Raw genomic sequence first — 14,092 nt, forward strand, 5'->3', positions numbered from 1 at the left:
CCGGCGCCGTATCGATTCCGGGTGCGAAACATGCTGTATTACTTACGCTTTGGGACGCGTTCGGCGCTTCAGCAGTTCGGCGTTTGCTCCGCGGCCGCGCCGGGCGTCACCTGTTCTTCGAGCCAGGTGTCGACGTCGGGGCCCAGCACGACCGCATGGTCGGGCGCCAGCAGCCCACCCACGGCCAGCGGGGCCAGGGCGGGTTTGACGACGCGCACGCGGCGTCCGTCGCCGCGCGCGGCGAGCAGCTTCGACGCGAGGTCGGGCAACCGGATCACCTCGGGGCCGGTGATGGTGCGTGGTGTGCGCGTCTGTCCCAGGGCCGCCTCGACCAGGACGTCGGCGACGGTGTCGGCCGCGATGGGCTGGATCAGCCAATCCTGGGCCACGACCTCGCCGTCCCGGCAGACCACGGCGTCGGAGTAGACGGCGGATTCGTGCCACTGCGTCGATTTCACGATGGTCGGGGGGATCGGGCCCTCCAGCACGATCTCCTCGGCGGCTCGTTTGGCCTCGAAATAGGGGAGCCCGTCGAACTCGGGATTCTCCATGCCCGCGATCGTCGACAGGACCAGCCGCTCCACCCCGTGCGACGCGCACGCGCCGACGAGATTGCGGGTGGCCGTGGTGATGGTGGCGGCGGGGTCGCACCGGTAGTCCCCGGGCGCGGGATTGCACACGTCGATCACGGTGTCGACGCCCTCCAGCGCCTCCGCCAGGCCGTGGCCGCTGACCACGTCACACCCGCCGGCGCGCGACACCTCCACCACCCCGACCCCGCGGCTTCGCAGCCGCGCTGCGACACGCGAGCCCGCCGTGCCGGTCGCCCCTATGACAGCGATTGTGGTCATGGCGTTTGCCGCCTTCCATGCTCACCCGGGCCAATACCCGGGAAAAAGCCGACCAAACGCACTGATCAGGCCACTTCGGGTGACGTATGCCCGGGCGATTGCGGCGACGGGTTTGACCCGCTGCGGGGCGGGAAGCCCGTCAACTGCGGCCACGTCAGTGTCGGCTCACCCGATGGCTTTCGAATGGCGTTGCGGTGCAGCCTTATTCGGCGGACCGCGGCCGCAGACAGAAGCGCAAGCCACGACTAGCGAAAGGATCGTAGCTATGGGCGATCAGAATGGTGGCGCGGAAGAAGCCGTGAAGGGAACAGTCGAGGGAATCAAGGGCAAGGCCAAAGAGGTCGGCGGGGCGCTGACCGGTCGTGACGACATGTACCGGGAAGGCGAAGCCCAGCAGGACAAGGCCGACGCCCAGCGCGACGCCGCCAAGAAGGAGGCGGAAGCCGAGGCGGCACGCAGCGGCGCCGAAAGCGCCGAGGAGCGCGAGCAGCGGCACCAGTAGTCACCTCGCTCGATGGGCCCGGTCCGACGCGTTGGGCCGGTCCGTCGTCGCGGGAGTGCGACAATGCCGTTGACCCGCGGCCGATGACTCGTCGCCGGCACGGGTTTGAAATCCGCCGCAGGGCGCTATCCGCGCCCAGGGCTGCTGCGGGTAGCGTGCGGCGAAGCGAGCGAGGCGGGTTGACGATGGCGAACGTGGTGTCCAGAGTGGTCGGATTCCTGCGCGCGGGCTACCCCGCGGGCGTGCCGGCAACCGGATACGTGCCGTTGTTCGCGTTGCTTCCCCGCCGGGTCTCCGACGACGAGATCGTGGCGATCACCGAACGGATCCGGGTTCGGGGAGTCCCGGTCGGCGCCGCCGACATGGGCGTGGAGATCAGCCGGGTCACCGACGAGATGCCCTCCCTGGACGACATCGACCGAGTACACGATCGCCTCGCCGCCCTCGGCTGGCCGGCCGGTCAGGGCGCCTGACGCCCCCGGCGTTCCAGGCTGACGGCCGGCGGTTCCAGCCCGGCACGAAGGACAGGTGCGTGTTGGCCACCGTCGATCCCCTCAACGGGGTTACGCGCCCATGGCCTCGGCGGTCACCGCGGTCAGGTCGGCACGCTGCGAGCGCGGCTGGCCGAAGTCGGCGCACGCAGTCCCGCAGCCGGCGCAGGTGCACCCCCTCGCCGACGGTGCGGCCGTGCAGGATGTTGAAGTTCGCCACGCGCATACGTGGTGCGATACCCACTTACCCGCTCATGCACCGGGCCCGGTCATGCACCGGGCACGCGCTCGCGCGCCGCCACCGACCGCGCGCCGCCACCGACCGCTCGTCGCCGAGGTCGAACACCTCGACGACGACGTCGCAGTCGCGGTAGCACCCCAGCGACGCCAGGCCCGGCGTGCGCGCGACGACACGGTGCGCCGCGTCGCCGCCGAGCGGGTAGTCGGCGACGGCGTGGCGCCAGTGGGCGGCGACGACGGTGGTGCCCGGCCGCAGCCGGGCGCATTCGCGATCCAGCACGGCGGCCAGCGCGTCGGCCTGCAGGTAGTAGCCGACCTCGCTGAGAACCACCAGGTCGAAGGGTCCGCCCGGCCACGTCTCGTCCAGGGAAGACCGCGCCAGGTGCACCCGCTCACGGCAACCGGCCGCGCGCAGCCGCCGGTCCGCGCCGCGCAGCGCGGCGTCGGCCACGTCCACCGCGGTCACCCGGTCGCAGCGGCGTGCCAGCAGCTCGGTCAGCGTCCCGATCGAGCAGCCCGGCTCGAACGCGTGCCGGTAGCGGCGGCCGGGCAGCAGCGCCAGGGTGATCGCGTACTTGCGCTCCTCGTACCACCGCGTCGACAACCGCCAGGGGTCGTCGTCGCCGGCGTAGAGCCGGTCGAAGTACGCGTCGGGCAGCCGGGTGCTCACCGGAAGACCACTTCGCCCACCGCGAGCAGCCGCGGCAGCACGAACCCGGGCAGCACCGGCGCCGGCGCCCCGTGGCACGGCTCGAACTGACTGCGAAAGCATTGCGCGGCAAGCTTTTTGCGGGCGATCGCGCGACCGGGCACGGGCACGGTGTGGGCGCGCTCCCACGGCACCACGGAGTCGGCGGGGGTGGCCCAGTGCCACATCCACACCGGGAACTCGAGCAGCGTGGCGTCGGTGCGCGCGCAGGCCGCCGCCGCCGCGCGCCCCACGGCCTCGTGGTCGGGGTGCCCGTCGCCGCGCCAGGTGGCCGCACACCAGGTGTCCGGCCCGGCGGCGCCGAGGACGCCGGCGAGCTCCTCGGTGAGGCTGTCCTCGTGGTCGGCGACCTCCCCGTCGGGCAGGCCCAGCGGCAGCGGCGGGGGAATCCCCAAAGCCCCTGCCGCCCGACGCAACTCGTGGCGGCGCGTGGTCTGTAGGCGGGTCCGCTGCAAGGCCGTCGCGCCCGGGTGGGCGGCGCCGCCGTCGCTGACCGACACCACCTGGACGTCGACCCCCGCGGCGGCCAGGTGCGCGATCGTGGCGCCCATGCCCAGGGTCTAGTCGTCGGGGTGCGGGGCGACGACCACCAGCCGCCGGCACCCGGTCAGGTCCAGCGGCGGCAGGGGGCCGCGATCCAGGGCGGCCAGCCACACCGGCAGCGGTGTGCCGCCGCGGGTCAGCGGCTTGGCCGCGAACCGATCGCAGTTGCCGGCCGGCAGGGTCGTCAGCGCGTCCAGCGCGTTCAACGGTGTTGTCCCGCCAGCGTTCCGAGCTCGGCCAGATCGCGCTCCGCGTGGCTCTGCCGGATGTAGATGGTGAGGTCGGCCACCCGCTGGGCGTGCCGGCCGTCCTGGCACAACGGCCCGGGGCCCAGGGCCCGGCCGGTGCGGGTGATCGCCTCGTCGGCCGCGTGCTCGACGACGCTGCGGACGCGGCGCGCGAGTAGTTGGGCGGTGTCGGTCCGGTCGAACGGGTCGGCGTCGATGCGGGCGGCGGCGGTGCTCAGCATCGCCTCGCCGGCGGCGAGCGCGGCGTCCACCGCGCCCAGGTGGGCCAGCGAGTAGGCGTCCGCGGACTGGCTTCCCGCGCAACGGTACAGCGGTTCGGCAACCCGGCGGGCGCCGCCGAGCCAGCACGCGGCCACCCCGATCGCGCCGTGCCAGAACCCGGGCCGGCTCAGGTAGTCGCCGGGGCCGCCCAAGGCGACGGCCTGGGTGTTGGTGAACTGCACCGGCCGGGTGTCGCTGCCGGCCATCCCGGCGTTCCACCACGTGGTCGGCAGCGCCTTGACGGTGGGGTTGAGCGCCGAAACCGCGAACAGGCCGCGCGTTCCGTCCCCCAGTTGCGCCGTCACCAGCGCATGGGTGCAGAACCCGGCGCCCGAGCACCACACCTTGGTGCCGGTCAGGGTGAACGCGCCGCCGGCTTCGGTGGCCGTCAGCATCGCGTCGGGGGCCTCGGCGGCCCACACGCCCCACAGCTGGCCGGGATCGGGCGGCTTGCCGCCGAGTTCGTCGAGGATGGCGACGGCGTCGACGTGGGCCTCGGCGATGCGGGCCGCCACGATGTCCTCCTCGGCCAGCAGGGCCAGGCCCTGCCAGCGCTCGGCGGTCCGGCCCGAGGCCGGCAGCGGCAACTCGAGCCGCCCGGTCTCCAGCCAGTGCTTGACCAATCCCGCCGTCACGCGCAGTCCCCCGTTGCCGGCGTGCCCAGTCGGCGGAGGTGATGGGCGAAGCCGTGCGGGGCCCGGGCCCGGGCCCGCGCCGACGTGACGACCGATATCCCGGTGTCCCGGTGGATGGAGTAGCCGGCGGCCTCGAACCGCTCGACCAGGTCGACGTCCTCGCCGGAGGCCAGCGAGCGGAACCCGCCGACCCGCCAGTAGGCGCGGGCGGAAAAACCCATGTTGGCGCCGTGGATGTGGTCGTGCGGGTCCCCCGCCCCGCCCTCGTAGGCCCGCAGGAACCGGTCGGCGACGTCGGGGGAGTGCTGGTGCCAGTCGGTCACGCGCACCACGCCCAGCACCATGTCCGCCCCCGTCTCGAGCTGGCGGACCAGCCAGCCGGGATCGACGCGGCTGTCGGCATCGGTCGTGGCATACCAGCACCGGGCGCCGGGCCCGAGCAGCGACCGGGCATAGCCGAAGCCCACCGCCCGCGCGGTGCCGACGTTGCGGGCGTCGACGCTGACGAAGTGCACGTCGGGGCCGTACTCGCCGGCCAACCGGGCGCTGTCGTCGTCGCTGTCGTCGAGCACCACCACGACGGTGACCGGAACCCGGGCGCACAGGGCCGCGGTCAGCACCGCGCGCAGGCACGCCGGCAGCTTGGCCCGCTCGTTGTGGGCGGGGATCACGACGGCAGCCCCGTCGTAGGCTCTCAGGACTGCGGCTGGCATAGCTCCTGGTTTGCCAATCCGGCCGTTGCTTAAACAGACGACAAACGCTGGGGCGCAATGGCGTCGGGCCGCCGGGTTGCCCGCCCGGATCGCGGGGTATGACGTAGGGACCATGGCAGCACAGACTCCGCCGGGTCCGCCCGGGCACGACGGCCGGCTGCGGGAGGCGCTGCGCGCGGCGGCGTCGGCGCTCAAGGCTGGCGGGCCGCGGTTCGCCCTGGCCGGCGGCTATGCGCTGTGGGCTTACGGGGCGCCCGAACCCAGACCGCCGACAACGACTACGCGGCCGCCTTCCTGGTGCTGGCCGGATCGGCTCGGCCTCTGCGGTTGATCAGCGGCTGCGCAGCTTGGCGATCAGCTTGTCCTTGGTCAGGCCCGAATACCCCGACATGCCAAGCTCTTTGGCGCGCTTCTTCAGCTCCGGCACCGTCCAGTCGGTGTAGGAGCCGGCCTTGCCGCCCTTGCGGGCGACCGACGACTTGCCCCGCCCGGCGGCCGCATTGGAGATCCGGGCGGCCTTTTCCTTGGAGTCGCCCTGCCGGCGCAGATCCTCATAGAGCTTCTCGTTCTTGATGGACGACGGCACGATGCCCCCTCCTTATCTGTGACGTCTTTGCCGGGGGGATGCCCCGCGCGGGGACCGGGAAAACCCCGGCGCGCCACGCCCGGGCCGCCGACACCCGGCGTGTCGGGGTTTTTCCGGTCGCCGGAAACGCCCGATCCGGGCACTAGCCACGACCTATGCGGTTACCTACGCTTGACGGGGGTAGCCGAGGGTGGTGATCAACGCGACCAGTGAAAACGTGCTGCGCGGAGTCGTGGCGATCGGCGCCTCGGCCGGAGGCGTCGAGGCCTTGTCGCGCCTTGCCGCGGGTCTGTCGCCGGATTTGCCGTACGCCTACCTGGTCACGCTGCACATTCCCGCGGGGGCACCGAGCGTGCTGGCCCGCATCATCGACCGCGCCGGCCCGTTGCCGGCGACCACCGCGCGCGACGGGGAAGAGCTGGAGCCCGGACACATCTACGTCTGCAGCCCGAACCGCCATCTGCTGGTCGCCGACCACCACGTGGTGCTCTCGCAGGGTCCGACGGAGAGCGGACACCGGCCCGCGATCAACGCTCTGTTCCGCTCGGTGGCGCTGGCCTTCGGCTCCCGCGCCGTCGGGGTGCTGCTGTCCGGGGTGCTCGACGACGGGGTGCTGGGCCTGGCCGCGATCCGGGCTCGCGGGGGGACCACCATCGGCCAGACCCCCGAGGACGCGTTGTTCCCGGTGATGCCGACCAGCGCGCTGGAGGCCGGAGTGTTGGATCGGCAGGCCGCCGCCGGTGACATCGGCGGCGTCCTCAAGGAGCTTGCGCAGCGAGACATAGAGGACCCCGAGATGGAACGCGACGCTGGGCTGGAACTCGAGAACCGCATCGCGATGAAGGCGCGCTTCGCCACCGACTTCGACGCCCAGGAACTGGGCACCCCGTCGGGGTACACCTGCCCGGACTGCAACGGGTCGCTGATCTCGGTCGGCGAGGGCCACTACCGGTGCCGGGTCGGCCACGCGTGGACCGCCGACGCACTGCTCGCCGCCCGCGACGACGAGATCGAGGGCGCGCTCTGGGCGGCGCTGCGCAGCCTGCAGGAGAAGGCCAGACTGGCTCGCAAGATGGCCGACAAGGCGGGCACGGGCATGCTGCGCCGGCACTACACCGACCGCGCGCAGGAAACCGAGGCGGCGCTGGGCGTGCTCAGCGAACGGTTGTCGCACACCAGTCCCCGGCCGGGCGAGCCCGGTGGCTGAGGTCAGCCCGCCCGTGCGGGTCGAGGCCCAAGCCCGCGACGAGGTGGTGCACCTGGCCGTCAGCGGGGTGTTGGACAGTGTCACCTATCGAGGACTGCGCGACGCCGTCATCAAGGCCGCGCTGGACGAGCCGCGCGCGGTGATCGTCGACGTCAACGGGTTGTCCGTGCCGTCTGCGACGGCCTGGACGGTGTTCACGAGCGCCCGCTGGCACGTCAGCACCTGGCCCGACGTGCCAATCCTGCTCGTCTGCGACGAGCCGCGAACCCGGCGGGCCATCGAGTCGGCCGGGGTGGCCCGCTACGTGCCCGTGCACGCGGCCCACGAGTCGGCGCTGCGGGACGTACACGGCCAGTCCCTGCAAATCCGGCGGCGTGCGCGTGCCGAACCGCCCGCCGGGCCGGCCGGCGTCGGCCTGGCCCGCGCGATGATCACCGACTGGCTTCACCGGATGGGGCGCGAGCGAACTGATCCCCGTCGCGGGCACGGTGGCCACCGTGCTCGTCGAGAACGTGCTCGACCACACCCAAAGCGCGCCGGTGCTGATAGCCGAGAGAGAGCGGGACACCGTCACCGTCGCGGTGGAGGATCGCAGCCGTCGGCCCGCAACCCGGCGCGAGAGCGTCGATCGGGGTGTGGACATCGTGTCGGGCCTGGCCATCATTTCCGCGCTCTGCCGCGCCTGGGGCAGCACCCCGACCCCCACCGGCAAGACGGTGTGGGCGGTGATCGGGCGGGAAAACCGGATCTGAGGTCCGCTGTCCGGCGTCGCGAGTAGTGTTCGAGCCCGTTGGCGGACGCTCTTTCGAACGGGACGTGGATGGACGACAAGAAGCTCCGGGGAGGTGGTCGTCGACGCCCTCAACCGGCGTGGCCGCAACGCCCGGGTGCGGGTGACGTGCGCGTCGTTTCGTGCCGCGGACGGCACCGTCGGCGGGGCGCTGCTGTTGATGGAGGTCCTGAACTGAGCGCGGCCCCGCCCTGATGCGGACGACGAATCCGTGGTCCAAAACCAAAGAGGCGGCACTTCGCCGTTTGTCCGACACGCCGACGGGGTAGCACTTCCCGCGTAGGACCACTTCCGCGTCGGACCGCGTGAAGGGAGTTGCGCTTGAAGATCGCCATCGTCTGCGGCGACGACCAGGTCGGTGACGACCCCCGGCAGGTCTGTGCCGCGCTCGCCGCCCGCGGACACGACGTCACGGCCTACGTGCGGCGCGCGGGCCGGCGCCGCGAGGGCGCCGGGGGCGGTGACCGCGTCGTGCCGCTTCCCGTGGGCCCCCGGGGTCCGGTGTCGGCACCGGAAGTGCTGCCGTACGTGGGGGACTGGGCGGCCGCGCTGCAGCGCGAGTGGTCGTCGGACCAGCCCGACGTCGTGCACGCCTACGGGTGGCTCGGCGGGCTGGCCGCCCAGCTGGCGGCGCGGCGGCAGCGGATACCGACCGTGCAGAGCTTCCAGGGCGTGGCCGCGGCGCGCCGTCCCGACGGTTCACCCCACGAGAGCGAACGCGAACGGATCGAGCCGCTGCTGGCGCGCAGCGCGACGTGGGTGACCGGCGAGAGCAGCGCCGACGTCGACGCGCTCGCCCGGCTGCGCCGCAGCCGGGCACGGATGTCGGTTCTGGCCAGCGGCGTGGACGGGGAGCGCTTCGCCCCCGTCGGCCCCGTGGCCCCCAGAGGGGAGCTCAACCGTGTGCTGTGCGTGGCGCCGAATCCGCTGTGGTGCAACGGGTTCGACAGAGTCATCCGCGCGCTGCCCCGGCTGGCGGGCACCGAGCTGGTGCTCGCGGAGACTGCCCCGGCCGATGCCGCCCACGTCGAGGCGCGAGCCCAGCTCGAGGAGCTCGCCGCCGAGCTGGGCGTCGCCGACCGGGTGCGGTTCGCGGGCACGTTGCCCGAAGACGAACTGCCGCAACTGATCCGCTCCGCCAACGTTTTCGCGTGCACGCCGCGCCAGCCGCCCCGCCCGACGACGGTGCTGCAGGCGATGGCGTGCGGGGTGGCCGTGGTGGCGCTGCCCGTCGGATTCCTCACGGAGGCCATCGTGGACAACGTGACGGGGCTGTTGTTGTCACCGGAGCGGCCCGGCGAACTGACAGCCGCGCTGCGCGCGCTGCTCGCGCAGAGTTTCCAGCGCGAGAGCATGGGATCGGCCGGGCGAAGCCGCGCGCTGTCGCGTTTCACCTGGGACCGGGTGGCGCTGGACGCGCTCAACATCTATCGACAAATCGGTTCGGAGCGCCTGCCGTCGCACCCTCTGCAGTCGGCGGGACTACCGTGAGGAAATGGTCGGGAGGAATACGCTGACCACCGTGCAGGCGTTCGGCAAACCCGCGGTCCCGCGGGGGATGACGCGCGCCGTGGGCACGGCACCGCGCCCCGCTTGCGCCGTCCACGTCGACCTGCATCCCGCGCCCGATACCCCCGCCGGTACCGCGGGCCCCGTCACCGCGGGCCCGGGCGGCCACGGCCCGGCAGCGCTGCGTTACGAGCAGTTCCGCACCGGCGAGCCCGAGTCGGCACGCCAGTTCTTCGCCGCCGCCTACACGCCGGGGTGGCGGATCACCGGTCTGACGCGGGGCGCGGTCGTCACGCACCGGCGCTGCGAGGCGGGCGGGGTCACCATCGACGACGTGCTGATCCAGGGCCGGGCGAGCGTCCAGATCGCTCCCGACGACTCCGTCGTCGTGATCCAGCCCCGCGCGGGATCGCTGACAGTGCGGGGTGGCGGCCCGCCGACCATGGACTGCCCGGTCCTCGTCGCCCACGGCATGTCTTGCGTGCTGCAGGTGAGCGGTGCGCGCTTCGACGTCGTGCGCTTCGGGGCGGACGTGTTACACAAGGTGGCCGCCGACCTGCAGGCGCCGCCGTCGCAGCAAATCCGGTTCCTCAGCGGCCGGCCGCGCTCACGGGCCGCGATCCGCGCGTGGCACCGGGCGCTGGACTACGCGACGGGTGCGCTGGCGTCGGCGGACACCGCCCAGCAGCCGCTGATCGTGGCGACGCTGCCGCCGCTGCTGGCCGGGGCGCTGCTTGAGCGCTACCCGTCCAACGTGACCGACCAGGACGTGGCCGGCAACCCCGCGCTGCCCGAAGTGCTGAAGGACGCGGTGTCGTTCATCCACTGCAACGCCTCCGGCGACATCGGCGTCAACGACGTCGCGGCCGCGGTCCACCTGACCCCCAGGGCGGTGCAGTACCTGTTCCGCCGCCAGCTGGACACCACGCCGACGGAGTACATACGCCGCGTCCGGCTGCACCGGGCGCATCAGGACCTGGTCGCCGGGTCGCAGTCCTCGACGACCGTCACCGAGATCGCCCAGCGGTGGGGTTTCGCGCACACCGGCCGCTTCGCGGTCGTCTACCGGCACACGTACGGCCAGAGCCCGCACACCACGCTGCGGCAGTGATCGCCGCTCGCCGGTGCCCCGTTCGAAAGCCTGCTCAAAAGCCCTGCGGCACAACGTTTCCGACATAGCGGATTCCGGCCGCGCGAACCACGGCCGGGTCGAGGAGGTTTCGGGTGTCGACGACCGCGGCGCCCGGCGCGGCCCGGGCGACGGTGCGCCAGTCGAGGTCGCGGAACTGCGGCCACTCGGTCAGCACCACGATCGCGTCGGCGGCCTTGACCGCGCGGTAGGGCTCGTCGACCGCGGTCACCGCCTCGGCGAAACGACGTCCCGTGGCGCTGCGCGGTGTGTATCAGGGCGGCGGTGTCCTTCGGCGTGCGCGGGTGATGCCCGGTTCGCTGAGCGCGCTGCGACCCAGCCGCATCTTCTCATCCCCAGTTCGCTCGGTCGACTGGGAAATGCCCGGCCGGAGCGGTCAGCCGGCCATGAACTCGTGGTAGGCCGACTCCAGGTTCGGCGGCAGCGCCGTCACCTTGCACTGGCTCTCGGTGTCACCGATCGGCGCCAGGATGCCGCGCAGGTCGGTGTACTCCTGCGGGTGCGCGGTGAAGTAGGTGCGCAGGCTGGACTCGGCCTGCGGGCGCGGCTCGGCGTATGCGGCCGTGACGACCTGGTTGGCACCCGGGTGCGCGGCCAGGTACTGCTGCGCGGTGTCGGTCACCGAGGAGACGGTGGCGTTCACACCGCCGGAACTGCAGTCGGGTGCGGCAACCGCGGTCGGTGCGCCGGTGAGTCCCAGGGCGATCCCCCCGAGCAGGCAGCCCGCGCTGATGCCGGCCACTCGCCGCCGCGCGGCGGCGCTGCTGTTTTTCATCATCCGTGTTGTCCTCACATCCGGTCACGGGACACACTCCCCGCCCCGGATCCAACGTAACCAGGGCAAAGCCGCCCGCCGCCCGGCGCGCCCGCGCAGCTAACGTCCGCTCGGCCCGTCCGCCGGCGTCGCCCGGCGGCGGCCCGACCCGCCCGACGCCGGGGCCGAATGCGCTGCTCCGCGGCGCGAGCGGGATTGCGTGGCGGCAATCGCGTGCGATCGGGCGAAGGACCTTGACGGACCTTGCTCAGCGAGGTACCAGCAAACTCTACTTGAGCGTCCCGACGGCCTTCACCGGCAAGGCTGCGGGGCGGCGCAAAGATCTCGGCGGTTGCGTGCGGCGACTCGCGCACGCCCGGGCTGGGCGGGGAACAGGGGGAATAGCATGGGCGTCATGGTGCGTCCTAGAAGCTGGATCAGGCTTGCGGGTGTAAGTCCCGTCCCGGTAGGCACCGGAGCGCCGGGTAGCAGGCCCCGGTTCGTCGTTGAGAGGCGGCGGGCTAAGCGGGGTGTCGAGAGCCTCTTTGGAGGGAGCAAGTGCGCGGGCCGTAGTGCCGCTAGGCGCGAGTCCTGCAGCCTCGTCAAATGTACAACGGAGGAGCCGAGCCGCTCATGTCACGGCGAAGGCCTATGTCCGTCGAGCCCCGGTCCGGGGTTAGCTCGGCGGGTCCTTCCGGGGTATGGGGAGCGGCACGTGCACACAGTCTGGTTCGGAAGGGGAGAGACCCGTCTGCCTGGCCTGCGTCAGGCAAAGACCAAGGGTATAAGCCGATGGTGAAATCCTTTGGAGGGCAGCGGGAGTCCGAGGGGGTCGTAGTACCGCTGATCGGCGTGAGAGACACGCCGGGAGGGAAGGGCCCCTGCTTTGATCACGCGCGCGAAGCGGGTAAGCATCAGGGCATGACCGAGGTGACTCGGTCCAATTACCCCGGCAAGCCATCGCTTGCTGTAGCCGACGACGAGCCGTTGGTGGCCTCGCCGGTGAAAGTGCAACAACTGCAACGGGTGCTATGGGCTGCGGCCAAGCAGTCTGAGGGTCGGCGTTTCCACGCTCTGTATGACCGTGTCTACAGGGGTGACGTCCTGTGGGAGGCGTGGGAGCGGGTGCGTAAGAACAAAGGTGCGGCCGGGGTGGATCGGATCACCGTGGCTGCGGTGGAGGACTACGGCGTGGACCGCATGTTGCGCGAGTTGCGTCGTGACCTTCGCGAGGGTGTGTATCTTCCCGCGCCAGCCAGGCGTGTGGAGATTCCGAAACCACGAGGTGGTAAGCGGCCGTTGGGGATTCCCACGGTGCGAGATCGGGTGGTCCAGGCGGCGGCCAAGATCGTGTTGGAACCGATTTTCGAGGCGGACTTTTTGTCGTGCTCGTTCGGGTTTCGGCCGAGGCGGTCGGCGGTGATGGCCAAGGAACGCTTGCGGACCGGGTTCATCGAGGGCCAGGTGTTTGTGGTCGAGTTCGATATCGCTAATTTCTTCGGCGAGATTGACCACGACCGGCTGCTCACGCAGGTGGGTAGGCGGGTCTCGGATCGGCGGGTGCTCAAACTGCTGCGGTTGTGGCTGCAAGCAGGAGTGATGGTCGAGGGGGTGACCCAGCGGACGGTCGCGGGCACCCCGCAGGGCGGGGTGATCTCGCCGCTGTTGGCCAATATCTTTCTGCATGTGCTCGACACCGAACTCGCTGCCCGTGGGGTGGGTGAGTTGGTGCGTTACGCCGATGACGGTGTGGTGTTGTGCCGCACGGCGGAACAGGCCGAGCATGCTTTGGCGGCGGTGGGAGAGATCCTGGCGTCGTTGGGGTTGCGGCTGCATCCGGAGAAGACGAAGGTGGTCGATCTGCGGGCAGGGCGTGAGGGCCTGGACTTTCTGGGCTGTCATTTCCGCGCCCGCATGTCGGGACGGTTGTGGGAGCAGAAGCGGGTCATCCGCTACTACTTGCACCGCTGGCCCAGTCAAACGGCTATGGCCCGGTTACGGGCCAAGGTGCGCGACCGCACCGGCCGCAACCGGGTCGGTCTCGATATCCGTGACGTGATCGCGGAGTTGACGCTGATTCTGCGCGGCTGGGGCAACTACTTTCGTACCGGCAATGCCGCCGTTAAGTTCCGCCAGATCGACCGGTACGTGTGTTGGCGGTTGTTTCGCTTGATGGTTAGAAAGCGGGGCCGCAATCTGCGTGCTGGACAAGCTGAGCAGTGGACCGAAGAGTGGTTTAACGGGCACGGCCTGCACCGGCTTCGTGGCACCATCCGTTACCCGAAAGCTGCGTAACCATGTCTAGAAGATCATCGGTAAGCCGTGTGCGGGAAAACCGCACGCACGGATTGAAAGGGGGAAGGGGAAACGGGCTCAACGAGCACCGCGCCCCCGACTACCAATGACCCGGATCCATCTGGAACGAACGATTGCCGCACCGGTGGAACAGGTCTTCGACTGGCTCGCCGAGCCGGCCCATCTGGCCGCCGCCCCGTTGGCGCTCAGGGCCGACTACGCCAGGGACTCGCCGGGACGCGAGGTGGGTGCGGTGCGCGAGGTCACCGGCGTCGGCACCTGGTTCCGCGAGGAGATCACCGCCTACGACCGGCCTCGCAGCTACACCTACCTGATCGTCCGGTCGTTTCCGCCGTTCCACCACGAGGGCGGCACGCTGACGTTCACCCCGGCGACCTTCACCCCGGCGACGTCGACCGCGGCGGGAACCGGCACCCACGTCGACTGGCTCACCAACTACACCCACCCCGCCTGGGCGGGCGGGCGGCTGCTCGAGGCGGTCAGCCAGCGGGTGCTGCGCTCGAGTTTCGAGGCGATCCTCGACGCCTGCGCGGAGGCGCTGGAGCGCTGACGCGCGGCGACATGCGGCCGCGTGGGTATCCCAGCGT

15 protein-coding genes and 4 pseudogenes are annotated in these 14,092 nt (G+C 71.3%); 10 read left to right on the forward strand and 9 right to left on the reverse strand.

The features are described 5' to 3' along the window. Nucleotides 1–68: 68 nt before the first annotated feature. Nucleotides 69–851 (reverse strand): SDR family oxidoreductase, encoded by a 783-nt coding sequence (locus tag ACJ512_RS07330; protein ID WP_407689072.1) that lies wholly within the window; start codon nucleotides 849–851, stop codon nucleotides 69–71. Nucleotides 852–1,116: 265 nt separating this feature from the next. Here ACJ512_RS07330 and mbp1 point away from each other — a divergent pair, with 265 nt between their 5' ends. Together mbp1 and ACJ512_RS07340 are read left to right on the forward strand one after the other, a co-directional pair. Continuing rightward, the gene (gene mbp1, locus ACJ512_RS07335) at nucleotides 1,117–1,353 is read left to right on the forward strand and encodes a microaggregate-binding protein 1 (RefSeq protein ID WP_407689071.1); all 237 of its coding nucleotides are present in this window, start codon (nucleotides 1,117–1,119) and stop codon (nucleotides 1,351–1,353) included. A gap of 185 nt (nucleotides 1,354–1,538) precedes the next feature. Next, nucleotides 1,539–1,826 carry a DUF3349 domain-containing protein gene (locus ACJ512_RS07340; RefSeq protein ID WP_407689070.1) on the forward strand — a complete coding sequence of 96 codons (288 nt, stop codon included), beginning with the start codon at nucleotides 1,539–1,541 and terminating at the stop codon, nucleotides 1,824–1,826. 93 nt (nucleotides 1,827–1,919) lie between these two features. On the opposite strand, the pseudogene ACJ512_RS07345 reads toward ACJ512_RS07340, so the two are convergent. The 5 genes and pseudogenes from ACJ512_RS07345 to ACJ512_RS07365 form a co-directional block, all read right to left on the reverse strand. Continuing rightward, nucleotides 1,920–2,070 (reverse strand): annotated as a pseudogene (locus ACJ512_RS07345) (endonuclease/exonuclease/phosphatase family protein); the annotation flags it as partial. An 18-nt stretch (nucleotides 2,071–2,088) separates the two neighbouring features. Then, nucleotides 2,089–2,754 (reverse strand): SAM-dependent methyltransferase, encoded by a 666-nt coding sequence (locus ACJ512_RS07350; protein ID WP_407689069.1) that lies wholly within the window; start codon nucleotides 2,752–2,754, stop codon nucleotides 2,089–2,091. Continuing rightward, nucleotides 2,751–3,524, reverse strand: a pseudogene (locus ACJ512_RS07355) (PIG-L deacetylase family protein). Before ACJ512_RS07355 ends, ACJ512_RS07350 begins: the two are co-directional and overlap by 4 nt. A gap of 14 nt (nucleotides 3,525–3,538) precedes the next feature. Further along, nucleotides 3,539–4,480, reverse strand: a complete 942-nt coding sequence (locus ACJ512_RS07360) for an acyl-CoA dehydrogenase family protein (RefSeq protein ID WP_407689068.1) — start codon at nucleotides 4,478–4,480, stop codon at nucleotides 3,539–3,541. Next, nucleotides 4,477–5,193: a glycosyltransferase family 2 protein gene (locus tag ACJ512_RS07365; RefSeq protein ID WP_407689067.1), complete on the reverse strand. Its 717-nt coding sequence runs from the start codon at nucleotides 5,191–5,193 to the stop codon at nucleotides 4,477–4,479. The genes ACJ512_RS07360 and ACJ512_RS07365 overlap by 4 nt, the downstream gene beginning before the upstream one ends. Before the next feature lie 112 nt (nucleotides 5,194–5,305). Here ACJ512_RS07365 and ACJ512_RS07370 point away from each other — a divergent pair, with 112 nt between their 5' ends. Then, nucleotides 5,306–5,524, forward strand: a complete 219-nt coding sequence (locus tag ACJ512_RS07370; protein ID WP_407689077.1) for a hypothetical protein — start codon at nucleotides 5,306–5,308, stop codon at nucleotides 5,522–5,524. Here the strand turns inward: ACJ512_RS07370 and ACJ512_RS07375 are convergent, their stop codons facing one another. After that, a complete protein-coding gene (locus tag ACJ512_RS07375) occupies nucleotides 5,525–5,782 on the reverse strand; it encodes a DUF7218 family protein (protein ID WP_407689076.1) in 258 nt (85 codons plus the stop codon). It abuts the gene before it with no gap. Nucleotides 5,783–5,969: 187 nt separating this feature from the next. On the opposite strand from ACJ512_RS07375, the gene ACJ512_RS07380 reads away from it, so the two are divergent. The 5 genes and pseudogenes from ACJ512_RS07380 to ACJ512_RS07400 all read left to right on the forward strand — a co-directional run bounded on the left by ACJ512_RS07380 (nucleotide 5,970) and on the right by ACJ512_RS07400 (nucleotide 10,396). After that, nucleotides 5,970–6,986 (forward strand): chemotaxis protein CheB, encoded by a 1,017-nt coding sequence (locus tag ACJ512_RS07380; protein WP_407689066.1) that lies wholly within the window; start codon nucleotides 5,970–5,972, stop codon nucleotides 6,984–6,986. After that, nucleotides 6,979–7,738: pseudogene (locus ACJ512_RS07385) on the forward strand (STAS domain-containing protein). Before ACJ512_RS07380 ends, ACJ512_RS07385 begins: the two are co-directional and overlap by 8 nt. Before the next feature lie 93 nt (nucleotides 7,739–7,831). Then, nucleotides 7,832–7,954, forward strand: a complete 123-nt coding sequence (locus tag ACJ512_RS07390) for a hypothetical protein (RefSeq protein WP_407689065.1) — start codon at nucleotides 7,832–7,834, stop codon at nucleotides 7,952–7,954. A 143-nt stretch (nucleotides 7,955–8,097) separates the two neighbouring features. Next, nucleotides 8,098–9,267 carry a glycosyltransferase gene (locus tag ACJ512_RS07395; RefSeq protein ID WP_407689064.1) on the forward strand — a complete coding sequence of 390 codons (1,170 nt, stop codon included), beginning with the start codon at nucleotides 8,098–8,100 and terminating at the stop codon, nucleotides 9,265–9,267. Between the two features lie 67 nt (nucleotides 9,268–9,334). Next, entirely contained in the window at nucleotides 9,335–10,396 is a 1,062-nt protein-coding gene (locus ACJ512_RS07400; protein WP_407689075.1) for a helix-turn-helix transcriptional regulator, read from the forward strand. A gap of 34 nt (nucleotides 10,397–10,430) precedes the next feature. Here the strand turns inward: ACJ512_RS07400 and ACJ512_RS07405 are convergent. Next, nucleotides 10,431–10,646, reverse strand: a pseudogene (locus ACJ512_RS07405) (UDP binding domain-containing protein); the annotation flags it as partial. 165 nt (nucleotides 10,647–10,811) lie between these two features. Continuing rightward, nucleotides 10,812–11,210, reverse strand: a complete 399-nt coding sequence (locus tag ACJ512_RS07410; protein ID WP_407689074.1) for a heme-binding protein — start codon at nucleotides 11,208–11,210, stop codon at nucleotides 10,812–10,814. A gap of 900 nt (nucleotides 11,211–12,110) precedes the next feature. On the opposite strand from ACJ512_RS07410, the gene ltrA reads away from it, so the two are divergent. Both ltrA and ACJ512_RS07420 read left to right on the forward strand, forming a co-directional pair. Next, nucleotides 12,111–13,484 (forward strand): group II intron reverse transcriptase/maturase, encoded by a 1,374-nt coding sequence (gene ltrA, locus ACJ512_RS07415; protein WP_407689776.1) that lies wholly within the window; start codon nucleotides 12,111–12,113, stop codon nucleotides 13,482–13,484. Between the two features lie 106 nt (nucleotides 13,485–13,590). Then, nucleotides 13,591–14,055 (forward strand): SRPBCC family protein, encoded by a 465-nt coding sequence (locus ACJ512_RS07420; RefSeq protein ID WP_461480016.1) that lies wholly within the window; start codon nucleotides 13,591–13,593, stop codon nucleotides 14,053–14,055. Nucleotides 14,056–14,092 lie beyond the last annotated feature (37 nt).

It is taken from the genome of Mycobacterium cajalii (assembly GCF_045809005.2).
Taxonomy (GTDB): Bacteria; Actinomycetota; Actinomycetes; order Mycobacteriales; family Mycobacteriaceae; genus Mycobacterium.

Excerpts from the sequence above, each read along its gene's own strand:
- ACJ512_RS07330 (WP_407689072.1), bottom strand. The coding sequence starts at position 851 with ATGACCACAATCGCTGTCATAGGGGCGACCGGCACGGCGGGCTCGCGT.
- mbp1 (WP_407689071.1), top strand. The coding sequence starts at position 1,117 with ATGGGCGATCAGAATGGTGGCGCGGAAGAAGCCGTGAAGGGAACAGTC.
- ACJ512_RS07340 (WP_407689070.1), top strand. The coding sequence starts at position 1,539 with ATGGCGAACGTGGTGTCCAGAGTGGTCGGATTCCTGCGCGCGGGCTAC.
- ACJ512_RS07365 (WP_407689067.1), bottom strand. The coding sequence starts at position 5,193 with ATGCCAGCCGCAGTCCTGAGAGCCTACGACGGGGCTGCCGTCGTGATC.
- ACJ512_RS07370 (WP_407689077.1), top strand. The coding sequence starts at position 5,306 with ATGGCAGCACAGACTCCGCCGGGTCCGCCCGGGCACGACGGCCGGCTG.
- ACJ512_RS07400 (WP_407689075.1), top strand. The coding sequence starts at position 9,335 with ATGACGCGCGCCGTGGGCACGGCACCGCGCCCCGCTTGCGCCGTCCAC.
- ACJ512_RS07410 (WP_407689074.1), bottom strand. The coding sequence starts at position 11,210 with ATGAAAAACAGCAGCGCCGCCGCGCGGCGGCGAGTGGCCGGCATCAGC.
- ltrA (WP_407689776.1), top strand. The coding sequence starts at position 12,111 with ATGACCGAGGTGACTCGGTCCAATTACCCCGGCAAGCCATCGCTTGCT.
- ACJ512_RS07420 (WP_461480016.1), top strand. The coding sequence starts at position 13,591 with ATGACCCGGATCCATCTGGAACGAACGATTGCCGCACCGGTGGAACAG.